Below are 22653 nucleotides of genomic sequence, written 5' to 3'. Positions count from 1 at the left end.
TGTCAGCGCGCGAGCGCCGCCTGCCACTCCTCGGCGCTGAGCGACGCCGTCGCCCGGCCCTGCGCGACGAGCTCGCGCTCCACCTCGGCGAGCCGGTCGCGGAACGCCCGCGCGACCGCGCGCAGCTCCGCCTCCGGGTCGAGGCCCTCGCCCACCAGCCGCGCGACCTCCTGCCAGAGCGGCCCACCCGCCTCGGCGTACGCCGGGACCGGTGCCCCGAGCTTGCCCGCGCGCCGCTGGAGCTTGGCCGCGAGCGAGAGCGCGGGCTGGCCCAGCGGCACGCCGTCGGTCACCGAGCTGCGCTGCTTCTCGGCCGCCTTGAGGGCGTCCCAGCTGCCCTCGAGGTCGTCGGCGCTGGCGCCCGCGAAGACGTGCGGGTGCCGCCGGACCAGCTTGTCGACGAGGTCGCCGGCGACGTCGTCGACGGACCACGGGGCGTCGTGGTCCTGGGCCAGCCGGGCGTGGAAGACGACCTGCAGCAGCACGTCGCCGAGCTCCTCGCGCAGGTGCTCGCGCGAGCCGGACTCGATGGCCTCGAGCAGCTCGTAGGCCTCCTCGAGCAGGTAGGGCGCCAGCGACTCGTGGGTCTGCCGCTCGTCCCACGGGCAGCCACCGGGGCTGCGCAGGCGGTCCATGACCGCGACGACGTCGAGCAGCCGCGACCCGGGCGCGTCCCACGAGCCGCGGACGACCTCGAGCTCCGGCGGGTCGGGGTGGGTGACGAGGGCCTGCCCGACCCGGCGTACGACGGAAGGGCCCTCGTCGGTGGCGAGCCAGACCACGAGGGCGTCACCGTCGGCGAGCAGCACCGCCGCCGCGTCGTCGGCGTCGGGGTGGGTGGTGACGCGCAGACCGGCCAGCGCGGGCAGCTGCGGGTGACCGTCGAGCGCGTGCACCGACCCTGCGCGCAGCACCTCCCAGGCCGGCCAGGACAGCAGGCCGGCGGGAGTGCGGGAGGAGGTCGCGACGACGACGACCCGGCGGGCGGGCGTCACGGCGTCGGTCACGAGCCGGCCGGGGCCTCGCTCGTGCCGTCGGGAGCGCCGTCAGGCGCGGTGCCCTCGGGCGTTGTGGCGTCGGGGGCCAGCGGGTTGCTGTCGGCCGGGACCGACAGCTCGCTCTCGCGCTCGACGACCTCGCCCGACTCCGAGCTCCAGGTCCCGAAGCGCGGGCTGACGCGGATGCCGAGGTCGGCGGCGGCCTTGCGCAGCACGACGCTCTTGGCCTCGGTGCGCTCGCCCTCGAGCGCCTGGCGGCGCAGCTCGGGGGTCGCCTGCGCGAGGGTGGTCGTCTGGCGCTCGACGATGCTGATGACGTGGAAGCCGAACTGGGTCTTCACGGTCAGCAGGTCGCCGACCTTGCCGGCGAAGACGGCGTCCTCGAACTCCTTCACGAACGACCCGCGACCGACCAGCCCGAGGTCGCCGCCCTTGTCCTTGTTGGACGTGTCGGTGGAGAAGCGCTTGGCCAGCGCGGCGAACTGCGTCGGGTCGGCCTTGACCTGCGCGAGCAGGCTCGCGGCCTGCTGCTGGGTCGGCACGAGGATGTGGGCGCTGCGGACCCGGTCGTAGCCGGGGTTCTGCGCGTAGAGCTCCTGCAGCTGCGCGGGCGGAACGACGACGTCGGCGGTGAGCACGTCGCCGAGCGCCTGGTCGAGCACGACGCTGCGGACGAAGTCGCGCAGGTCCTGCTTGGCGATGCCGTTGGAGACCGCCTGCGACTCCAGGTCGGCGAGGGTGCCGGTCGGCGTCGACGCGACGTAGACCTGCAGCTGCTTGTCGACGTCGCCCTCACTCACCTCGACACCGGCGTCGGCGAGCGCGCGCTCGAGGATCACGCGGTTGATGAGTCGGGTGAGGACCGTGCGCTGGTAGCCGGCGAGGTCCTCCTTGATCTGCGCCGCGGCCGGGTCGGCGGTGCCGCGCTCGACCACCTCCTGCAGCTGCTCCGCGCTGATGCGCTCGTCGCCGACGATCGCGGCGGCACCGGTGCGGACCTGACCGCCGCAGCCCGTCAGGGCGAGGGCGATCGTCAGGCCGGCCGCGCCGAGGGCGAGGCGACGGGGAGTGCGGGTCACTGCGTGGGGTCCTTCCGGGCGGGCTCTCCAGGAGCGGAGATCGGTGCAGATCCTCCCATGCGGGAGGCGGGCGCGGTCAGCCGACGCCGGCCGCGGCCGCGACGGAGTCGCCGAGCACGGCGTCGAGCAGGTCACGGGCCCAGGTCAGCAGCTCGACGTCGCGCAGCGGCTGGCCGCCGATGCGCTGGGTCGTGGGGCGCGGCACGAGCACCGTGTCGACGGTCTGCTTGACCACGGTGCGCGGGTAGAGCCGCTGGATCCGCATCGCCTGCGACTCCCGCAGCTTCATCGGCGCGAAGCGCACCTGGGTGCCCTGCAGGGTCACCTCGGTGATGCCGTAGCGGCGGGCGTGGACCCGGAACGCAGCGACGGCCAGGAGGTTCTCGACCGGCTTGGGCAGCGCGCCGTAGCGGTCGGCGAGCTCCTCCCGCACGGCGTCGAGGCCGGCCTCGTCGGTGACCGACGCGATCCGGCGGTAGGCCTCCAGGCGCAGCCGCTCGCCCGGGACGTAGTCGTGCGGCAGGTGCGCGTCGACGGGCAGGTCGACCTTGGTGTCGGGCAGCGCCTCGTCCTCGTCGGACCCGCCGCGCTTGAAGTCCGAGACGGCCTCGCCGACGAGCCGCATGTAGAGGTCGAAGCCGACGCTCGCGATGTGACCGGACTGCTCGCCCCCGAGCAGGTTGCCGGCGCCGCGGATCTCGAGGTCCTTCATCGCGACCGCCATGCCCGCACCGATGTCGGTGTTCTGGGCGATGGTCGCGAGCCGGTCGTGGGCGAGCTCGGTGAGCGGCTTCTCGACGGGGTACGTGAAGTAGGCGTAGGCGCGCTCTCGGCCACGACCGACCCGGCCGCGGATCTGGTGCAGCTGCGAGAGACCGAAGGCGTCGGCCCGCTCGACGATGAGGGTGTTGGCGTTGGGGATGTCGAGACCGGACTCGACGATCGTCGTGCAGACGAGCACGTCGAAGCTCTTCTCCCAGAAGCCGACCATCACCTGCTCGAGGGCGTCCTCGGTCATCTGGCCGTGGCCGGTCGCGACCCGCGCCTCGGGCACGAGCTCGGACAGCCGCTTGGCGACCCGGTCGATCGACTCGACCCGGTTGTGGAGGTAGAAGACCTGCCCCTCGCGCATCAGCTCACGACGGATCGCCGCGCCCACCTGCTTCTCGTCGTACGGCCCGACGAAGGTGAGGACGGGGTGCCGCTCCTCGGGCGGGGTGAGGATCGTCGACATCTCGCGGATGCCGGTCAGCGACATCTCGAGGGTGCGCGGGATCGGCGTCGCGGACATGGTGAGGACGTCCACGGCGGTGCGCAGCGTCTTGAGGAACTCCTTGTGTTCGACGCCGAAGCGCTGCTCCTCGTCGACGATGACCAGGCCGAGGTCCTTGAACTGCGTCTGCTTCGACAGCAGCCGGTGGGTGCCGATGACGACGTCGACGGTGCCGTCGGTGACGCCGTCCATGACCGCCTTCTGCTCCTTGTCGGAGTTGAAGCGGCTGACTGCGGCGACCTTGACGGGGAACTGCGCGAAGCGGTCGCGGAAGGTGCCGTAGTGCTGCTGCACGAGCAGTGTCGTCGGGACGAGGATCGCGACCTGCTTGCCGTCCTGCACGGCTTTGAAGGCGGCGCGCACGGCGATCTCGGTCTTGCCGTAGCCGACGTCACCGGCGATGACGCGGTCCATCGGGACCGGCTTCTCCATGTCGGCCTTGACCTCGCCGATCGCCTCGAGCTGGTCGGGCGTCTCGACGTAGGGGAAGGCGTCCTCGAGCTCGCGTTGCCAGGGCGTGTCGGGGGCGTAGGCGTGACCGGGGCTGGCCATGCGGGCGCTGTAGAGCTGGATGAGACCGGCCGCGATCTCCTTGACGGCCTTCTTGGCGCGGCCCTTGCGCTTGGCCCAGTCACCGCCGCCGAGGCGGTCCAGCGACGGGCCCTCACCCCCGACGTAGCGGGTCACCTGCTCGAGCTGGTCGGTGGGGACGAACAGCTTGTCGCCCTTGGCGTACTCGAGGATGAGGTACTCGCGGGTCGCGCCCTGCACGGTGCGCTGGACCATCTCGACGTAGCGCCCGACGCCGTGCTGGTCGTGGACGACGAGGTCGCCGGCCTTGAGCTGCAAGGGGTCGACCGCATGGCGGCGCCGTGACGGCATCCGCTTGCTCGGGTCCTTCGAGCCCATCCCGCGCGCGCCGGTGAGGTCGGTCTCGGTGAGCACGACGGTCTTGAGCAGCTCGCTGGTGAAGCCGGTGTCGAGACAGCCGGTCGAGACGTGGACGACGCCTGGCTCGAGGGTGGGCTCATCGGAGAGGCGCGCGGGGACGTCGGCGCCGCGCAGCACCTCGACGAGCCGCTCCGCGGGGCCGTGGCCCTCGGTGGTGAGCACGACCCGCCAGCCGTCGCGGGCCCAGGCGCGCACGTCCTCGACGGCCCGCTCGGTCTCGCCGCGGTAGGCCGGCGGCTGCTTGGCGGCGAGCACGACCGCGTCGTCCTCGAGCTCCTCGTCGGAGGTGAAGGGGCTGATGGTCCACCACGGGACGCCGAGGCCGCGGGTGTGGTCGCGGACGTCGACGAGGCTGCGGTAGGCCGCGGCGCCGAGGTCGACGGGAGCCGCACCGCCGACGGCCGCGGTCGCCCAGGACGCCTCGAGGAACTCCTGGCTGGTGCGGACGAGGTCGTGCGCGCGGGTGCGGACCCGCTCCGGGTCGCAGACCACGACGCTGGTGCCGGCGGGCAGCTCGTCGACGAGCAGCTGCAGGTCGTCGACCAGCACCGGAGCGAGCGCCTCCATGCCCTCGGTCGGGGTGCCGTCCGCGATCCGCTCGGTGATCTCGAGCAGCTCGGGGTGGGTCTCGCCGAGCAGCCGGGCCCGCTCGCGGACCTGCGGGGTGAGCAGCAGCTCGCGGCACGGCGGTGCCCACAGCCCGTGGCCCGCCGGGTCGAGCGAGCGCTGGTCGGCGACCTTGAAGTAGCGGACCTCCTCGACCGTGTCGCCCCACAGCTCCACGCGGACGGGGTGCTCCTCGGTCGGCGGGAAGACGTCGAGGATGCCGCCGCGGACAGCGAACTCACCGCGCTTCTCGACCAGCTCGACGCGGGCGTAGGAGATGTCGACGAGGCGCTGCACGACCTCCTGGAGGTCGGTGTCCTGCCCGGCGACGAGCTGCACCGGCTCGAGGTCACCGAGGCCCGGGACCTGCGGCTGCAGGATGCTGCGGACCGGCGCGACGACGACCTCGACGGGACCGGTCGCGGGGTCGTTGGCGCTGGGGTGCTTGAGGCGGCGCAGGACCGCGAGCCGCCGTCCGACGGTGTCCGCGCGCGGGCTCAGTCGCTCGTGCGGCAGCGTCTCCCAGCTCGGGTAGAGCGCGACCCGGTCGGCGTCCATGAGGCTGCCGAGCGCCGTGACGAGGTCCTCCGCCTCCCTGCCGGTCGCGGTGACCGCGAGGACGGTGCGGCCGGTGCGGGCCAGCGCCGCCACGACGAAGGGCCGCATCCCGCTCGGTGCCGTGAGGTCGAGGCTCGCCACCTCGGGGCTGGCCAGCGCGGTCCGCAGGGCGGGGTCGGTGACGACGACGTCGAGCAGTCCTGCGAGGGACACGGCGGGCCTTCCGGTGCAGCACGAGCGACCCCGCTCGGCCGAGACCGGGGGGTAGGAGTGGGACCGGCCCAGCCTACGTCCGTCCACCGCGACGATCTTCGCCGCGTTGCGGCCGGTCACGCTCAGCCGACCGCAAGAGGGCGAAGATCACCGCAGGAAAAGGGGTCGGCCAGCGAGCCCGGGTCAGGCGCGGTCGGCGTAGGGGGTGAGCAGCTGGTCGACCGGGGCGTCGTCGTCGGCGAGCACCCGCGCGCGTCCGGCGAAGGCCTCGGTCTCGTGGACCCCGTCGCCGACGGCACGCGCGTCGGCGAGCTGCTGCAGCCGGGCGCGGTCGATCGGGGCGTCGGAGGCGAGCAGGACGACGTTGCCCCCGGCCTCCCCGTCGGCGAGCTCCTGCGTGCCGAGCAGCACGACCTCGGCGAAGACCGCGCGCAGCGTCGCCGCCTCGGCCCGGGCGAAGCGCAGCGGCGGCCGGTCGATGACGTTGAGGACGTAGAGGCCGTCGTCGTCGAGCACCCGGCGTACGTCCTCGACCAGCTCGCGGGTCGTCAGGTGCCACGGCACGGCCAGCCCACCGAAGGCATCACCCACGACCACGTCGTACGACGCAGAGGTCTCCGCGCGCAGGGAGGTCCGGGCGTCGCCGACGACCACCTCGAGGTCGGGTCCGGTGACGAGGCCGAGGCGCTCGCGCCCGACCTCGACGACACCGGGGTCGACCTCGAGGACCCGGCTCTGCGACCCCGGGCGGACGGCGGCGAGGTGGCGCGGCACGGTGAAGCCGCCGCCTCCGATGTGCAGGGCGCGCAGCGGTCCGGTCGGGCGGGAGGCGAGCACGTCACCGATGCGGCGGGTGTAGGAGAACTCGAGGTAGGACGGGTTGTCGAGGTCGACGTAGGAGTGGCGCAGGCCGTCGAGCACCAGGGTCCGCCCGCCCGGCCGCAGCGGGTCGGCGTCGACGCGGGCGCAGTAGTAGCGGGTCTCGACGTCGCACGGGCCCTGCACGACGATGAGCAGCGAGGCGGCGACGGTCGCGACCCCGAGCAGCGGCAGCGACGCCTTCGAGCCGACCGACAGGACGAGCCCGACGACGACGAGGACCGTGCCGGTGACGAGCAGCACCCGCGAGACCGGCAGCGACGACAGCAGCACGAAGCCGGTGAGGAAGGTCCCGGCGAGCGCGCCGAGGGTGCCGAGCGCGGAGAGCCGACCGACGGTCTGGCCGGTCTCCTCGAGCCGCCGCAGCCGCAGCCGCACGACCCCCGGGGTGACCGAGCCGAGGACGAGCACGGCCGGGGCCACCGCGAGGGCGACCAGCAGCACGGTGGAGAACGGTCCCGGCCCGACCTCCGGGCCGACCAGCACCACGATCGGGCGGGCGAGCAGCAGCAGGCCGCCGCCGAGCGCGGTCGCAGGGCCGAGCCAGACCCGGGGGCTGACGACGTCGGCCAGCCGGCCACCGAGGGCGGCCCCGGCGGCGATGGCCCCGAGCGCCACGCCGATCGAGGCGGTGTAGGTCTCGAGGGTCAGCCCGACGTACGGCGCCACCAGCCGGTTGGCGATGACCTCGAGGACGAGGATCGCGGCCGAGGTGAGGACCACCAGCGCCGCGCCGACGCGGTCGCCCACCGTCGTGCTCACGACGCGTCGGCGTGGAAGGTGTTCTGCGCGGACTCGAGCGTCCCGGCGAGCAGCGCCTCGACCGCGTCGGCCGTGCGGTCGATGTGGAAGGGGAGCTCCTTGCGCTCCGCGGCGGAGAAGTCCTTGAGCACGAAGTCGGCCGGGTCTTGCCGGCCGGGCGGGCGGCCGACGCCGAAGCGCACCCGCAGGTAGTCGCGGGTGCCGATCGACTTCGTGATGGACCGCAGCCCGTTGTGGCCGTTGTCGCCACCGCCCAGCTTGAGGCGCACCGTGCCGTAGGGGATGTCGAGCTCGTCGTGGACCACGACGATCCGTTCGGCGGGGACCTTGAAGAAGTCGCGCAGCGACGCGACCGGCCCACCGGACTCGTTCATGTAGCACTTGGGCTTGGCCAGCACGACGCGCGCACCGACGAGCCGCCCCTCGACGAGGTCGGCCCGGCCCTTGTGGGCCTTGAAGCGTCCGCCGGCCCGCTCGGCGAGCAGGTCGAGCACCATGAAGCCGGCGTTGTGCCGGTTGCCGGCGTAGGCCGGGCCGGGGTTGCCCAGCCCGACGACGAGGTAGCTGTCGTCGGGCACGTCCGTGGTCCTCCGGCGGAAGAGCAGCTGCTAGGCCTCGGTCGAGTCCTCGGCGGCGTCGCCGGCAGCGTCGTCGGCAGCGTCGCCGTCGGTCGCCTCGGCACCGGTGTCGGTCGCGCCCGCACCGGTCTCGGCGTCGGAAGCGGCCAGGTCGGCCTCGAGGGCCTCGGCGGTCGGGGCGGCGAGGCCCTGCACGACGACGGCGTCGGCGTCACCGATGAGCTCGGCGCCCTGGGGCAGGGCGACGTCGCCGGCGGTGATGGTGAAGCCGGCGTCCTTGCCCTCGACGTCGACGTCGATGTGGGTCGGGAGGTGGGTGGCCTCGGCCGACAGCGTCAGGGTCTGCAGCTGCTGGTCGACGATGACGTCGCGGACGGCCTCACCGACGAGGTGCACCGGGATCTCGACGGTGACCTTCTCGCCCTTGCGGACGGCGACGAGGTCGACGTGCTCGAGCGAGCCCTTGATGGGGTCGCGGACGACGACCTTCGGCAGCGCGAGCTGCTCGCCGTCGGCGGTCTGCAGCGCGAGGAGCGCGTTGGGGTCGTGCTTGAGCGCGAGCATGAGCTCGTGGCCCGGCAGGGAGTAGTGGCGCGGCTTGTCACCGTGGCCGTAGAGCACGGCGGGGACCTTGTCGGCCCGGCGCACGCGGCGCGCTGCGCCCTTGCCGAACTCGGTGCGGGGCTCGGCGGCGATGCGGACCTCGGACACGGTGGAACTCCTCGATGGTGGTGCGGGGTGCTGACGTCAGCGCTGGCGTGAGTGGGCGCGCGAAGGCGCAGCCGCAGAGTCTAGCCGTCCGCCGCGCGGGCCCTCCCCGCGGTCGGGAGGGCTACGCCGGGGCCGGTCGGTCAGGCGGCGCCGTCGAACAGCGAGGTGACCGAGCCGTCCTCGAAGACCTCGGTGATCGCGCGACCGATGAGCGGCGCGATCGACAGGAGCGTGAGCTTGTCGAAGCGGCGGTCCTCCTCGATCGGCAGCGTGTTGGTGAGCACGACCTCGGAGATGCGGCTGTTCTTCAGGCGGTCCACGGCCGGACCGGACAGCACGCCGTGGGTGGCGGTGACGATGACGTCGGCTGCGCCGTTCTCGAAGAGCAGGTCGGCGGCCTTGGTGATCGTGCCGCCGGTGTCGATCATGTCGTCGACGAGGATCGCGGTCTTGCCGGCGACGTCACCGACGACCTCGCCGACCTTGACCTCGTTGGGGACGTTGGGGTCGCGGCGCTTGTGGATGATCGCGAGACCGCAGCCCAGCCGGTCGGTCCAGCGCTCGGCGACGCGCACCCGGCCGGCGTCGGGCGAGACGACGACGAGGTCGTTGCCGGAGCCCCACTTGCGCTGGACGTGGTCGGCGAGGATCGGCAAGGCGAACAGGTGGTCCACCGGGCCGTCGAAGAAGCCCTGGATCTGGCTGGTGTGCAGGTCGACGGCCATCAGGCGGTCAGCCCCGGCGGTCTTGAACAGGTCGGCGATCAAGCGGGCGCTGATCGGCTCGCGACCGCGGTGCTTCTTGTCCTGACGGGCATAGGGGTAGAAGGGCATGACGACGGTGATGCGCTTGGCTGAGGCGCGCTTGAGCGCGTCGACCATGAGCAGCTGCTCCATGACCCAGGTGTTGATGGGCGAGGTGTGGCTCTGCAGCACGAAGGCGTCGCAGCCGCGCACCGACTCCTCGAAGCGCACGAAGATCTCGCCGTTGGCGAACTCGTAGGCGCTCGTCGGCACGGGGGCGACGCCGATCTCGGCGCCGACCTCCGCCGCGAGCTCGGGGTAGGCCCGGCCCGTGAAGAGCATGAGGTTCTTGCGGGACTCGATCTCGAGGCCGGTCACTGCGTGGGCTCCCCCGTGTCGGTGTTGCGCGTCCTGCCGGTCCGTGTGGTCCAGCCCTCGACGTTGCGCTGCTGCGCGCGCCCCACCCCGAGCGCGCCGGGCGGCACGTCCTTGGTGAGGGTGCTGCCCGCGGCCGTGTAGGCCCCGTCGCCGATCTCGATCGGCGCCACGAGGCTGTTGTTGCCACCCACCCGGGCGTCGTCACCGATGGTCGTGCGGTGCTTGCTGACGCCGTCGTAGTTGAACGTGATCGTCCCCGCGCCGATGTTGCTGCGCTCGCCGATCGTCGCGTCGCCGACGTAGGACAGGTGGGGCACCTTGCTGCCCGCGCCGATCGTGCTGGCCTTCACCTCGACGTAGGCCCCGACCTTCGCGCCCTCGCCGAGGACGGCACCGGGTCGCAGGTAGGAGAAGGGCCCGACGCTCGCGCCGGCCCCGATCTCAGCGCGGTCGCAGTGACTGCGTACGACGCAAGCGCCCTCGCCGACGGTCGTGCTGCGCAGGGTCGTGTCCGGCCCGACGGTGGCGCCGGCGCGCACGACGGTCGCGCCGTGCAGCTGGGTGCCGGGTAGGACCGTGGCATCGGGCTCGAGCTCGACGGTCGCGTCGATCCAGGTCGTGGCCGGGTCGACGATGGCGACCCCGGCGCGCAGGTGGCGCTCGTTGATGCGGTCCCGCAGGTGGCGCGCGGCCTCGGCGAGCTGCACCCGGTCGTTGACGCCCATCGTCTCCGGGGCGTGCGCCGCGACGTGGGCCTCGACCCCGAGGCCCTTGGCCTGGTGGATCCCGACGACGTCCGTCAGGTACTCCTCGCCCTGGGCGTTGTCGGTCGTGAGGCTCGACAGCGCCGCCGCGAGGTGGGCCGCGTCGAAGGCGTAGACGCTGGTCGCGACCTCGCGGACCGCGCGGGTCGCCTCGTCGGCGTCCTTGTGCTCGACCACCGCGGTGACGGCACCTGCGGCGTCGCGTACGACCCGGCCGTAGCCGGTGGCGTCGTCGAGGACGGCGGTCAGCAGGGTGGTCGCCGCTCCCGCGCCGACGTGCTGGTCGACCAGGGCGCCGAGCGTGGCGGCGGTCAGCAGGGGGGCGTCGCCGGGGACCACGACGACGGTGCCGGACAGCTCGGGCAGCGCCTCGAGCGCGACCCGCACCGCGTGGCCGGTGCCGTTCTGCTGCTCCTGCACGACCGGGCGGGCCTCGGGGTCCAGAGCAGCGAGGACCTCGCTGACCTGCTCGCGGGCGTGGCCGACGACGACGACCAGGTGCTGCGGTGCGAGCGCCTGGGCCGCGGCGACGACATGGCCGAGCATGCTGCGGCCGCCGAGCTCGTGGAGCACCTTCGGCGTCGCGCTGCGCATCCGGGTGCCCTCACCGGCGGCCAGCACGACGACGGCCGCGACGGCGGCGCGCGCGTCGGTCACAGCGGCGGGCTCCTAGCGGGGCGGTGCGGGGAAGCACCGGGATGCCCGGCGCGACCCCGATCCTACCGGCCAGCCCCTCGGCCTCCGACGGGCCACGTCGAGGCATGTGAACCGGGATCTTCGTGCTCCGCCGCCAGGATTCGAACCCGGACCTGACTGACCCAAAATCAGCAGTGCTGCCGTTACACCACAGCGGACGACCCCGAGGGGACCTTATGGTCATGGTGCCACCGCGGCCACGATCCCTGTCCAGGTGCCCGCGATGCGCTGGTAGAGCACTCGAGCCTGCAACGCGCTGACGACCAGGCAGCCGCGGTAGTCGACCCCTGTGTTGTGCCGAACGGTCTTGGGGTTGTGACGCTTGAGCGTGGGCCGGCTGAACCGGTCCTCCGGCACGCCGACGACCGACGCCCACCACGCCGTCGCAGCCGTGACATCAGCCGACGTGTGGATAGCGACCCGGTAGCGACGCTGCTCCTGCGGCCACTCGAGGTCGTCGAGGAACGCGAGCCAGAGCCGGATCATCCCTTCGTCGCTGTTGATGAAGATGACTCGTTCGTGCCTTCGCCACGGCTTGTCCTTGCAACCTTCTGCCCAGTAGGCCGTGACAGCCGCGAGATGGAGCTCGCGGCGCGACAGCGGCCCGACACCGGCAGCCGCAGCGGCCTTCTCGGCCTGTCGCTCGACGTCGCGCTCGGCGAGCAACCTGTCCCACCGGGCCCGACGCATCATCGCCATGTGCTCGTCGGTGCCGCCGTGCCTGGCTCGCGCAGGGACCGGCAGGTCGGCGACGTAGCGGTGCACAGGGCGCACGGAGATCCCGAGCAGCTCGGCGATCTCGCGCAGCAGCCAGCCGTCGAGGCGCAGCTCGCGGGCGAGCTCCCGCCGGTCCGCGGTCCTCGTGGGCACGTCGCCGGCCCAGTCGGGCCGCTCGGCTCCGAGCGCACCCGGTGGGCGGTCGCGGACCGGGTCGGGGTGGGGGTGGTCGCGCAGCCACAGCGACAGCGACCCCTTGGAGACGCCCAGCTCCGCGGCGATCTCGTCGTACGTCCTGCCCTCGGCCCGCAGCTGGGCGGCCAGGGCCTGCTCCTCGTCCTTGCGCCTCATGGCCGAGCACGCTGACGCAGGACACCGACAAACCCGAGGTGTTCACCCACAGGCAACGGGGCACAACCTACGGTGCCGTAGGTTACGGAGTCGTAGCCCAACCCCTGACCCGCACACCGAGACCCGGAACGAGCCCGTGACGCAGACAGTCGAGACCGGCCCGCTGACCGCGCCTGATGGCGCCCCGATCAGCACGATCACCTACGACGAGGACGTCGCGCGGCCGCTGCAGGCCATCCCGAAGACGAAGGCGCGCGCCCGCGCGGAGCAGATCGCGCTCGGTGTCTTCATCGCGGTGCCGCTGCTCGCGGTGGTCGCGGCCGGCTTCGTGCTGTGGGGCAACGGCCTGTCCTACCGCGACGTCGTCATCAGCGCGGTGATGTACGCGATCACCGGCCACGGCATCACCGTCGGCTACCACCGCTACTTCACCCATGGGTCCTTCAAGGCCGGACGGCGCACCCGCATCGGCCTGGCGATCGCCGGCTCGATGGCGATCGAGGGCCCGGTCAACCGCTGGGTCGCCGACCACCGCCGCCACCACGCCTACAGCGACCGCGAGGGCGACCCGCACTCGCCGTGGCGCTACGGCGAGAGCATCCCGGCGCTGCTCAAGGGCCTGTGGCACGCCCACATCGGGTGGTTGTTCGACGTCGAGCAGACCGACCAGAAGCGCTTCATCCCCGACCTGCTCAAGGACGACGACATCGCGCGCGTCAACCGGCTCTTCCCGCTGTGGGTGGCGATCAGCCTGCTGCTGCCGCCGCTCGTCGGTGGGCTGTGGGCGGGCTCCTGGGAGGGCGCGCTGACGGCCTTCTTCTGGGGCAGCATCATCCGGGTCGGCGTGCTTCACCACGCGACCTGGGCCATCAACTCGATCTGCCACGCCGTCGGCAACCGGCCCTTCCAGACGCCGGACCGGGCGACCAACTACTGGCCGCTGGCCTTCATCTCGATGGGCGAGAACTGGCACAACCTGCACCACGCGGACCCGACCGCGGCGCGTCACGGCGTCGACCGCTTCCAGTGGGACTCCAGCGCTGAGATGATCCGGGGCATGGAGAAGCTCGGGCTCGTCCACGACGTGCGCTGGCCCAAGCCCGAGCGCCTCGCCGCCCGACGCGCACCTCGGCGCGCGGCCTGACCGCGGCCCCCGTCGTCCGGCAGCGGATGACGGGACCCCAGCGCCACGACCAGCTGCTCGACGTCGGCCGGTCGCTGTTCGCCGAGCGCGGCTTCGACGGCTCCTCCGTCGAGGAGATCGCGAGCCGCGCCGGGGTGAGCAAGCCGGTCGTCTACGAGCACTTCGGCGGCAAGGACGGGCTCTACGCCGAGGTCGTGGACCGAGAGGTGCGCATGCTGCTGCGCGACTTCGAGGCCGCGCTGTCGGGCGACTCGCCGCGGGTGCTGCTCGAGCAGGCGACCCTGGCGCTGCTCCGCTACGTCGAGGACTCCAGCGAGGGCTTCTCCATCCTCGTGCGCGAGTCACCGGTGCCGAGCAGCACCGGCGGCTTCGCGACGATCATCAGCGACGTGGCGCAGCGGGTCGAGCACATCCTCGACCGCCAGTTCGCCGCCCGCGGATTCCGGACCGCGCTTGCCGGCCTCTACTCGCAGGCGCTGGTCGGTCAGGTCGCCCTCGTCGGCCAGTGGTGGGCCGAGCACCGCGACGTGAGCCGTGACGAGGTCGCGGCCCACCTGGTCAACCTCGCCTGGCACGGGTTGTCCCGCCTCGAGACCGACCCGCGCCTCACCACCTGACGCCGCCGGAGTCGGTACGGTCGCGCCCCGACGCCTGGAGGAGCCCCATGACCGAGTACGCCGCCACCACCTCCACCCTCCCCGCCGGGAAGGTCCGCGGCACGGGTGTCGGCATCCTGCTGTTCGTCGTCACCTTCGGCATCTACGGCCTCTACTGGTACTACGTGACCCACGACGAGATGAAGCGCCAGACCGGCAACGGCATCGGCGGCGGCATCGCCCTGCTGATCGCCTTCTTCGTCGGCTTCGCCTCGCCGTTCCTCTCGAGCGCCGAGGTGGGTGCCCTCTACGAGCGCGGCGGCCGTCCGAAGCCGGTCAGTGCTCTCACCGGGCTCTGGGTGGTCCCGGGCGCCCTGCTGCTGGTCCTGCCGATCGTGTGGTTCGTGAAGACCAACGGAGCCCTCAACGAGTACTGGAAGGCCCACGGCGCGGTCTAGGAGAGCGCGTCCGACAGCTCCAGCCAGGCGTCCTCGGTGGTCGCCTTCTCCTCTCGCACGGCGCGCAGCTCGGTGTCGAGCGCGGCCACGGCCTCGTAGTCGGCGGCCTTGTCGGCGAGCTCGGCGAGCAGCTTCTGCTCGCGGCCGTCGAGCTTGACCAGCGCCCGCTCGAGGCGCTGCAGCTCCTTCTTCGCGACCCGCTCGTCCGCAGCCGACGACGGACCCTTCGTCGGGCCCCCCGACGGGGTGGCTGCCGCGTGCTTGACCCGCTTGGCGAGGTACTCGTCGACGCCGCCGGGCAGCGCCTTCACGGACCCGTCGCCCATGAGCGAGATGGTCGTGGTGGTGACCCGCTCGAGGAAGTAGCGGTCGTGGGAGACCACCAGCAGCGTGCCCGGCCAGCCGTCGAGGACGTCCTCGAGGGCGTTGAGGGTGTCGATGTCGAGGTCGTTGGTGGGCTCATCGAGCAGCAGCACGTTGGGCTCGCTCATGAGCAGCCGCAGCAGCTGCAGCCGGCGACGCTCGCCACCGGACAGGTCGCCGACCCGCGTCCACTGGGCGTTGCCGGTGAAGCCGAAGCGGTCGCACAGCGACGAGGCCCCGACCGGCTTGCCGCCGAGGTCGACCGACCCGGCGACGGCCTCGACGGCCTCGAGCACCCGCAGCATCGGGTCGAGCTCCGCGACCTCCTGGGAGAGGTACGCCGGCTTCACCGTCTGACCGACCTTGACCGCGCCGGCGTCCGGTGACTGCTGCCCCACGAGCAGCTTGAGCAGGGTGGACTTGCCCGCGCCGTTGACGCCCACGACGCCGATGCGGTCGCCGGGACCGGCGTGCCAGGTGACGTCGCGCAGCAGCACCCGGTCACCGAAGGCCAGCGAGACCGACTCCACGTCGTAGACGCTCTTGCCGAGCCGGGCCGTGGCGAAGCGCTGCAGCGCGACGTCGTCGCGGACCGGCGGGACGTCGGCGATGAGCGCGTTGGCCGCGTCGATGCGGAACTGCGGCTTGCTGGTGCGGGCGGGCGGGCCGCGACGCAGCCAGGCCAGCTCCTTGCGGACGAGGTTGACGCGCTTCTGCTCGGTGACGCTCGCCATCCGGTCGCGCTCGGCGCGGGCGAGGACGTAGGCGGAGTAGCCGCCGACGTAGGAGTCGACGACGCCGTCGTGGACCTCCCACGTGGCGTTGTTGACCTCGTCGAGGAACCACCGGTCGTGGGTGACGACGAGGTGGGCCTGCGACGGCGACCGGCCCTTGAGGTGGGCGGCGAGCCAGGCGACGCCCTCGACGTCGAGGTGGTTGGTGGGCTCGTCGAGGACAAGCAGGTCCCACTCCTGGATGAGCAGCGCCGCCAGGGCCACCCGGCGGCGCTCGCCACCGGACATGGTGCCGATGACGGCGTCCATGCCGAGGTCGTGCAGGCCCAGGCCGTCGAGGACCTCGCGCACCCGGGCATCGCCGGCCCAGGTGTGCTCGGCGGCGTCGCCGACGACGGCGGCCTTCACGGTGGCCGTCGCGTCGACCCGGACGTCCTGGGTGAGGACGCCGACCCGCAGGCTGCCGGAGTGGGTGACCCGGCCGGAGTGCGGCTCCTCGACCTTGAGCAGTGTCTTGAGCAGGGTGGTCTTGCCGCCGCCGTTGCGGCCGACGATGCCGACGCGGTCACCCTCGGAGACACCGAGCGAGACCTCGTCGAGCAGCAGCTTGGTGCCGTGGGCGACGGTGACCTTCTCCAGGCTGACCAGGTTGTTGCGGGGGTTGCCGGCCATCAGACCGCCTCGACGACGCGGGCGCCGTGGACCGGGCCGTCGGCACGGCGGACCGCGCGGGCCATGCCCTGGCCGGACAGCGCGGCGGCGAGGGCGACGGCGTGGCCGTCGTCGCGGGCGAGCATGACGACCGACGGACCGGAGCCGGACACGACCGCGCCGAGGGCGCCGAGGTCGAGCGCGGTGTCGAGCAGCCGCCGCAGTGACGGCATCAGCGAGATCGCCGCCCGCTGCAGGTCGTTGGAGAGCGCGGCCCCGAGCGCCTCGGGGTCACCGGAGCGCAGCGCGGCGAGCACGTCGGCCGGGTCGCCGACGACGGTGACCGGGCCGGTGGCCCGCTGCAGGTCGAGCTCGCGGTAGACCGCGGGCGTCGACAGCCCGCCGTCGACGAGCGCCACGACCCACGACCAGCTGGCGTGACCGAGGACCGGGGTGAGCCGCTCGCCCCTGCCGGTGCCGAGCGCGGTGCCGCCGTGCAGCGCGAAGGGCACGTCGCTGCCGAGCCGGGCCCCGACGGACTCGAGCGCGTCGCGGGACAGGCCCGTGCCCCACAGCGCGTCGCAGCCGACGAGGGCGGCCGCGGCGTCGGCAGAGCCACCGGCCATGCCACCGGCGACCGGGATGCCCTTGTCGATGCGGACCGAGACGCCCGGGTCGTTGCCGGTCTCCTTGGCGAGCAGCTCCACGGCCCGCAGCGCGAGGTTGCTGCTGTCGAGCGGGACGCTGCCGGCGCCCTCACCAGTGACGGTCACGGATGGGGACTCGGCGCGGGTCAGCACGACCTCGTCGTAGAGCCCGACGGCGTGGAAGACCGTGGTGAGGTCGTGGTAGCCGTCGGAGCGCAGCCGGCCCACGGACAGGTGCAGGTTGACCTTCGCGGGAGCACGCACCGTCACGCGGTCGACGGGCTGGCGGATGGTGCGCTCCTTCGGTGGGGTGACGGCTCCAGTCTAGGAGGCAACTACGTCGAGGCGAGTCGGGCGAAGTCCTCGACGGACAGCACCTCGCCTCGGGCCTGCGGGTCGATGCCGGCGGCCCGCAGCCGGGCCTCCGCGGCCTCCGCGCCGCCCGCCCAGCCGGCGAGCGCGGCCCGCAGCGTCTTGCGCCGCTGGGCGAACGCGGCGTCGACGACGGCGAAGGTCGCGAGCCGGTCGCCGGGGGGTGGCTCGCGCCGGGTGAAGGCGACCAGCCCGGAGTCGACGTGGGGGGCCGGCCAGAACACCGACCTGCCGATGCTGCCTGCCCGGCTGACCTCGGCGTACCACGCCGCCTTGACCGAAGGAACGCCGTAGGTCTTGGAGCCGGGCGGCGCGACGAGCCGGTCGGCGACCTCGGCCTGCACCATGACGAGACCGGTCCGCAGCGTCGGCAGCTTCTCGAGCAGCCGCAGCAGGACGGGGACGGCGACGTTGTAGGGGAGGTTCGCGACGAAGGCCGTCGGCGGTGGGCCGGGGACGCTCTCGAGCCGCAGCGCGTCCATCGTCACGACCTCGAAGCGCTCGAGCAGCTCGGGTGCGCGCGCCGCCACGGTGAGCGGCAGCTCGGCCGCGAGCACCTGGTCGATCTCCACCGCGACGACCCGGGCGGCCTCGGCGAGCAGCCCGAGGGTCAGCGACCCGAGCCCGGGTCCGACCTCGACGACGACGTCGTCGGGACGGACCCCGGCAGTGCGCACGATGCGGCGCACGGTGTTGGGGTCGATGACGAAGTTCTGCCCGAGCGACTTGGTCGGGCGGACCCCGAGCCGGGTGGCGAGCGCCCGGATCTCAGGAGCGGTGAGCAGCACCTACAGGTAGCGGCCGCAGTGCGGCCACGGGCTGCGGCCGGACCGCTTGTAGAGCAGCTTCGCGCGGTAGGTCTGTTCCGCGGAGCTCGCATCGATCGGGTCGCCGCTGCCTCCGACGCCGCGCCAGGTGCTCATCGAGAACTGGTAGAGGCCGCGGTAGGTGCCGCCGGAGGACACGGCGCGCGGGTTGCCGCCGGACTCGCAGCGGGCCAGGGCCGGCCAGTTGAGGTCGTCGGCGCCGGAGACGGAGCGGCTGCCGTACGACGGCCGCGGCTTGGTGCCCACCGCGATGATGCGCTCGACCGGCTCGGAGACCCGGACCTCGCGGCTCATGAGCTTGCTCACGCGCTTGCCGTCGACGAGACCGACGGTGTAGGTCCGGCGCAGGACGCCGTGGCGGCCGCGCTGCAGGACCTTCGTCTCGCCCTTGAAGAGCGAGGAGTAGTCCTTGCGAACCGTCTTGAATGCGATCGGGAAGTCTTCGGTGACGCGCTTGCCGTCGACCCGGGCGACCGTGATCGCGAGGCCGTCGACGACGGGCACCGCGCGGGCCGGAGTGAGGCGGTCCTTCGGGCGCAGCACCACACCGGCCTCGATCAGGGCGTCGCGGACGGTCAGCGCGGTCGTGCTGATCTCCTTGACCTTGCCGTCGACGAGGATGTCGACGTCCTTGGGCAGCCGGACCTCGAGCGACAGGCCCTCGAGGCCGATGCTGCGCGACCGGCTCGCCGACAGGAAGGCGCGGCGGTCGCCTAGGCCGATCTGGTCCAGCGCCTCGGCGACCGACGCCGCGGTCACCCACACGCTGCGCTCGACGCCGTCCACCACGAGCCGCAGCTCGCGGCCGCGGCGCAGGGCCACGGTCGCGCCCTCAGTCACCGCGGTGTCGACGGAGGGGGCGAGCAGGTCGTGCTCCCCGACCTCGAGCCCGGCCTCGTCGAGAACGTCGGAGACGGTGTCGCCGTGCAGGCTCACCTCGCGGACCTGGCCGTCGACGGAGAGCTGCACCGTCTTCTCGGTCAGACCCCAGCCGACGGTGCCGCCGACGAGGGCGAGCAGGGTGGCCGCCTGGAGGACGAGGACGGCAGGGCGCTTGACGCGTGCCCGGAGTGCCTGGACAGACACGGCGGGCAGGGCGGGGCTGACGGGCACGGATCTCCGATGATCGCGCGGTCCGGCCACGGGGACGGCGGCAGCCCCAGTCGGGCCCGGACGGGGGTCCGCGCTCGTGCGACCGCCACTGGAGCTTCCCCGACTCCGGCGACTACTGGAGGCGACCGTAACGGGGTCCAGGCCTCCCGCCAAGCCCGGATTGCCCGGTTATGGACGTCCCGACCGTCGCTCGGGAGGTGAAACCGCAGGTCGGAGCCTTCATCAGACCAGCCTGTGAGTCCGATCACCCGGTGTCCTGGTCCGTGCCTTTGTGTCCGTTTCAGGGGTCAGTAGTCAAAGGCCCGGGCCCCGTTGGAAGCGATCGCCGCACACAACTCGTCGACGTCGGCGCCGAGCGTCGCAGCGAGCGAGCGGACGGTGAGCGGCACCAGGTAGGGCGCATTGGGCCGGCCGCGGTAGGGCATCGGGGTGAGGAAAGGCGCGTCGGTCTCGACCAGCAGCCGGTCGACCGGGCAGACGGTCGCGGCCTCCCGGAGGTCGTCGTTGGCCTTGAAGGTCACCGGCCCGGCGAAGGACAGGTAGTAGCCGGCGTCGGCGCAGACCCGGGCCATCGCGGCGTCGCCGGAGTAGCAGTGGAAGACGACCGTGTCGGGGGCGCCCTCGTCGGCGAGGACGCGCAGCACGTCGTCGTGAGCGTCGCGGTCGTGGATGACCAGCGCCTTGCCCGCGGCCTTGGCGATCGCGATGTGGGCGCGGAAGGACTCCTCCTGCAGCCGGTGGCCGTCAACCGACTCGGTGCGGAAGAAGTCGAGCCCGGTCTCCCCCACCGCCTTCACCTGCGGCAGCGCGGCCAGCGCCTCGATGACGCGCAGTGCCTCGTCGGTCGCCGCACCCCGGCCGGCCTCGTTGGGGTGCAGCGCGACCGCGGCGTGGACCTGGTCGTAGCGGGCGGCGAGGTCGACCGACAGCCTCGAGCTCTCCACGTCGACGCCGACCTGCACGACCACGTCGATGCCGACCGAGCGCGCGACCGCGAGCGCCTCGTCGACGTCGGTCCCCATGATGTCGAGGTGGCAGTGGCTGTCCCCGACGGCGACCGCCAGCGGCTCGGGGACCGGCGGTGCCTCCTCGGCGCTGCGCGATCCCCGGCTCACTGCGCGGCCGCCTCGAGCCGCTCGAGCTCCTCGGCCACCACCGACGGGTCGAGCTTCGCGAACAGCGGTACCGGCTCGCCGATGACGACCCCGGGCGAGATGGGGCGCGACTCCCAGCGCGCCTGCGCCGCGTCGTAGTCACCCATGAGGACGGGGTACGACGGACCGCCGTCGAGGTCGTCGACCTCGCGCAGCTCGGGGAAGCCCGCCCAGTCGCCCTGCCCGCCGAGCATCGCGAAGACCTTCTGCGACGAGTGCGGGAGGAACGGCGTGAGCAGCGTCTTGGCGTCGTCGATGAGCTGCAGCGCGACGTGCAGCACCGTCGCCCGGCGCTCCGGCTCGTCCTTGAGCTTCCACGGCGCCTGGTCGGAGAGGTACTTGTTGGCCTCGCCGACGACCCGCATCGCCTCGTTGACCGCGGCCTTGAGCTGGTTGGCGTCGAGCAGCCCACCGACCGCGTCGAAGGCCGCGCGGGAGGCGTCGAGCACCGCGCGGTCGTCGTCGGTGAGGTCTCCGGCCGCGGGGATCGAGCCGATGTTCTTGTGCACCAGCGACATCGTGCGGTTGACGAGGTTGCCCCAGCCCGCGACGAGCTCGGTGTTGTTGCGCGTGACGAACTGCTCCCAGGTGAAGTCGGTGTCACTCGACTCCGGGCCGTTGACGCACAGGTAGTAGCGGATCGCGTCGGGGCCGTAGCGCTCCAGCACGTCGCGGACGTAGATGACCACCGACCGCGACGAGGAGAACTTCTTGCCCTCCATCGTGAGGTACTCGCTGGAGACGACCTCCGACGGCAGGTCCAGCTCGCCGTAGGTCCCAGGGGCCCCGGCGGGCTTGCCGGACGCGCCGAGCAGGATGGCCGGCCAGATGACGGAGTGGAAGACGACGTTGTCCTTGCCCATGAAGTAGAAGCCCTCGGCACCGCCCGCGTGCCAGAAGTCCTCCCACGACCCGCCCGTGCGGCGCGCCCACTCGATCGACGCGGACAGGTAGCCGATGACCGCGTCGAACCAGACGTAGAGCCGCTTGTCGGTGCGGTCCTCCCACCCGGGCAGCGGGATCGGGACGCCCCAGTCGAGGTCGCGCGAGATCGCGCGCGGCCGCAGGTCCTCGAGCAGGTTGCGGCTGAACTTCAGCACGTTGGGACGCCAGCCCCGGCGCTCGTCGAGCCACGCCCCGAGGGTCTCGGCGAAGGCCGGCAGCTCGAGGAAGAACTGCGCCGACTCGACGAACGTCGGCGTCGCACCGTCGATCTTGGAGCGCGGGTCGATGAGGTCTTGCGGGTCGAGCTGGTTGCCACAGTTGTCGCACTGGTCGCCGCGCGCCCCGGGGTCGCCGCAGATCGGGCAGGTGCCCTCGACGTAGCGGTCGGGGAGCCCGCGTCCGGTCTTCGGGTCGATCGCCGACAGCTGCGAGCGCTCGACGACGTAGCCGTTGGCGTGCAGCGCCCGGAAGACCTGCTGCACGACCTCGTAGTGGTTGCGCGTCGTCGTGCGGGTGAACAGGTCGTAGGTCAGCCCGAGGCCCTGCAGGTCCTCGGCGATGACGCGGTTGTAGCGATCGGCGAGCTCGCGCGCGGTCACGCCCTCCCGGTCGGCCTGCACCTGGATCGGGGTGCCGTGCTCGTCGGTGCCGCTGACCATGAGGACCCGGTTGCCCACCATCCGCTGGTAGCGGCTGAACACGTCGGACGGCACGCCGAAGCCGGCGACGTGGCCGATGTGGCGCGGCCCGTTCGCGTACGGCCAGGCAACGGCGGAGAGGACTCGGGTCATGCCCGAATCCTAGTGGCGCTCAGCTGAAGTCCAGACCGCCGGTCCGGGACCGCTTGAGCTCGAAGAATTGCGGGTACGCCGCGAGCGCGACGGCACCGTCCCAGAGCCTGCCGGCCTCCTCGCCGCGAGGGATGGCGCCGAGCACGGGACCGAAGAACGCGACGCCGTTGATCGCGATGGTCGGCGTACCGACGTCGTCCCCGACCTGGTCCATGCCTTCGTGGTGTGACTTCGCGACCGCCTCGTCGAGCGAGGAGTCGTCCATCGCGTCGGCCAGCTCCGGCTCGAGGCCGACCTCGGCCAGCACTGCTTCGACCATCGCCCGGTCGATCGGCTGCTGGTCGTGGTGGATCCGGGTCCCGAAGGCGTTGTAGAGCGGGAACAGCACCTCGTCGCCGTGCTTGACGGACGCGGCGATCAGCACCCGGACGGGTCCCCAGGCCGGAGCAAGCAGCTCGCGGTACTCCTCCGGGATGTCCTTGTCCTTGTTCAGGTACGCCAGGCTCATCACGTGCCACTTCACCTCGATGTCGCGAACCTGCTCGACCTCGAGGATCCAGCGCGACGTGATCCACGCGAACGGGCAGAGCGGGTCGAACCA

At 72.5% G+C, this 22653-nt stretch carries 19 protein-coding genes and 1 tRNA gene; 3 read left to right on the top strand and 17 right to left on the bottom strand.

The window, feature by feature from the left end; genetic code table 11:
* Positions 1–2 precede the first annotated feature (2 nt).
* From Q8R60_16030 to Q8R60_15985, 10 genes are all read right to left on the bottom strand, one after another.
* Positions 3–1007 (bottom strand): MazG family protein, encoded by a 1005-nt coding sequence (locus Q8R60_16030; protein ID MDP3713985.1) that lies wholly within the window; start codon positions 1005–1007, stop codon positions 3–5.
* Entirely contained in the window at positions 1004–2077 is a 1074-nt protein-coding gene (locus Q8R60_16025) for a peptidylprolyl isomerase (protein MDP3713984.1), read from the bottom strand. Before Q8R60_16025 ends, Q8R60_16030 begins: the two co-directional genes overlap by 4 nt.
* Before the next feature lie 76 nt (positions 2078–2153).
* A complete protein-coding gene (gene mfd, locus Q8R60_16020; GenBank protein MDP3713983.1) occupies positions 2154–5621 on the bottom strand; it encodes a transcription-repair coupling factor in 3468 nt (1155 codons plus the stop codon).
* A 240-nt stretch (positions 5622–5861) separates the two neighbouring features.
* On the bottom strand, positions 5862–7319 hold the full coding sequence (locus tag Q8R60_16015) for a fused MFS/spermidine synthase (protein ID MDP3713982.1): 1458 nt from the start codon (positions 7317–7319) through the stop codon (positions 5862–5864).
* Positions 7316–7897 (bottom strand): aminoacyl-tRNA hydrolase, encoded by a 582-nt coding sequence (gene pth, locus Q8R60_16010; GenBank protein ID MDP3713981.1) that lies wholly within the window; start codon positions 7895–7897, stop codon positions 7316–7318. Before pth ends, Q8R60_16015 begins: the two co-directional genes overlap by 4 nt.
* A gap of 30 nt (positions 7898–7927) precedes the next feature.
* The gene (locus Q8R60_16005) at positions 7928–8608 is read right to left on the bottom strand and encodes a 50S ribosomal protein L25/general stress protein Ctc (GenBank protein MDP3713980.1); all 681 of its coding nucleotides are present in this window, start codon (positions 8606–8608) and stop codon (positions 7928–7930) included.
* Between the two features lie 140 nt (positions 8609–8748).
* Positions 8749–9729 carry a ribose-phosphate diphosphokinase gene (locus Q8R60_16000; GenBank protein MDP3713979.1) on the bottom strand — a complete coding sequence of 327 codons (981 nt, stop codon included), beginning with the start codon at positions 9727–9729 and terminating at the stop codon, positions 8749–8751.
* Positions 9726–11150 (bottom strand): bifunctional UDP-N-acetylglucosamine diphosphorylase/glucosamine-1-phosphate N-acetyltransferase GlmU, encoded by a 1425-nt coding sequence (gene glmU, locus Q8R60_15995; protein ID MDP3713978.1) that lies wholly within the window; start codon positions 11148–11150, stop codon positions 9726–9728. Before glmU ends, Q8R60_16000 begins: the two co-directional genes overlap by 4 nt.
* A 125-nt stretch (positions 11151–11275) precedes the next feature.
* Positions 11276–11347: transfer RNA gene (locus Q8R60_15990), tRNA-Gln, on the bottom strand.
* A gap of 22 nt (positions 11348–11369) precedes the next feature.
* Positions 11370–12257, bottom strand: a complete 888-nt coding sequence (locus tag Q8R60_15985; protein ID MDP3713977.1) for a hypothetical protein — start codon at positions 12255–12257, stop codon at positions 11370–11372.
* A gap of 136 nt (positions 12258–12393) precedes the next feature.
* Between Q8R60_15985 and Q8R60_15980 the strand changes: the two genes are divergently transcribed.
* From Q8R60_15980 to Q8R60_15970, 3 genes are read left to right on the top strand one after another with little or no spacing between them, the layout of a single operon-like run.
* Positions 12394–13401, top strand: coding sequence for an acyl-CoA desaturase (locus Q8R60_15980; GenBank protein MDP3713976.1), 1008 nt, complete (start codon positions 12394–12396; stop codon positions 13399–13401).
* Positions 13402–13427: 26 nt separating this feature from the next.
* Positions 13428–14018, top strand: coding sequence for a TetR/AcrR family transcriptional regulator (locus Q8R60_15975; GenBank protein MDP3713975.1), 591 nt, complete (start codon positions 13428–13430; stop codon positions 14016–14018).
* Positions 14019–14065: 47 nt separating this feature from the next.
* Positions 14066–14455, top strand: a complete 390-nt coding sequence (locus Q8R60_15970) for a DUF4234 domain-containing protein (protein MDP3713974.1) — start codon at positions 14066–14068, stop codon at positions 14453–14455.
* On the opposite strand, the gene Q8R60_15965 is transcribed toward Q8R60_15970, so the two are convergent.
* From Q8R60_15965 to Q8R60_15935, 7 genes are all read right to left on the bottom strand, one after another.
* Positions 14452–16224 (bottom strand): ABC-F family ATP-binding cassette domain-containing protein, encoded by a 1773-nt coding sequence (locus tag Q8R60_15965; GenBank protein MDP3713973.1) that lies wholly within the window; start codon positions 16222–16224, stop codon positions 14452–14454. The two genes, Q8R60_15970 and Q8R60_15965, sit on opposite strands and share 4 nt — an antisense overlap.
* The gene (locus Q8R60_15960; protein MDP3713972.1) at positions 16224–17141 is read right to left on the bottom strand and encodes a 4-(cytidine 5'-diphospho)-2-C-methyl-D-erythritol kinase; all 918 of its coding nucleotides are present in this window, start codon (positions 17139–17141) and stop codon (positions 16224–16226) included. The genes Q8R60_15965 and Q8R60_15960 overlap by 1 nt, the downstream gene beginning before the upstream one ends.
* 44 nt (positions 17142–17185) lie before the next feature.
* Positions 17186–18010 carry a 16S rRNA (adenine(1518)-N(6)/adenine(1519)-N(6))-dimethyltransferase RsmA gene (rsmA, locus tag Q8R60_15955; GenBank protein MDP3713971.1) on the bottom strand — a complete coding sequence of 275 codons (825 nt, stop codon included), beginning with the start codon at positions 18008–18010 and terminating at the stop codon, positions 17186–17188.
* Positions 18011–19162: a ubiquitin-like domain-containing protein gene (locus tag Q8R60_15950; GenBank protein ID MDP3713970.1), complete on the bottom strand. Its 1152-nt coding sequence runs from the start codon at positions 19160–19162 to the stop codon at positions 18011–18013.
* Positions 19163–19449: 287 nt separating this feature from the next.
* Positions 19450–20277, bottom strand: coding sequence for a TatD family hydrolase (locus tag Q8R60_15945; GenBank protein ID MDP3713969.1), 828 nt, complete (start codon positions 20275–20277; stop codon positions 19450–19452).
* On the bottom strand, positions 20274–22052 hold the full coding sequence (gene metG / locus Q8R60_15940) for a methionine--tRNA ligase (protein MDP3713968.1): 1779 nt from the start codon (positions 22050–22052) through the stop codon (positions 20274–20276). Before metG ends, Q8R60_15945 begins: the two co-directional genes overlap by 4 nt.
* 19 nt (positions 22053–22071) lie before the next feature.
* A partial coding sequence (locus tag Q8R60_15935) for a DsbA family protein (GenBank protein MDP3713967.1) occupies positions 22072–22653 on the bottom strand: 582 nt, incomplete at its 5' end.

Source organism: Mycobacteriales bacterium (assembly GCA_030697205.1).
Lineage (GTDB): Bacteria > Actinomycetota > Actinomycetes > Mycobacteriales > SCTD01 > JAUYQP01.
The sequence above is the reverse complement of the archived record's forward strand: the minus strand, read 5'-3'. Positions and strand labels throughout refer to the sequence as shown.

Coding starts and splice junctions, on each gene's coding strand:
- Q8R60_15985 (MDP3713977.1), bottom strand. CDS start 12,257: ATGAGGCGCAAGGACGAGGAGCAGGCCCTGGCCGCCCAGCTGCGGGCC.
- Q8R60_15975 (MDP3713975.1), top strand. CDS start 13,428: ATGACGGGACCCCAGCGCCACGACCAGCTGCTCGACGTCGGCCGGTCG.
- Q8R60_15970 (MDP3713974.1), top strand. CDS start 14,066: ATGACCGAGTACGCCGCCACCACCTCCACCCTCCCCGCCGGGAAGGTC.
- Q8R60_15965 (MDP3713973.1), bottom strand. CDS start 16,224: ATGGCCGGCAACCCCCGCAACAACCTGGTCAGCCTGGAGAAGGTCACC.
- metG (MDP3713968.1), bottom strand. CDS start 22,052: ATGACCCGAGTCCTCTCCGCCGTTGCCTGGCCGTACGCGAACGGGCCG.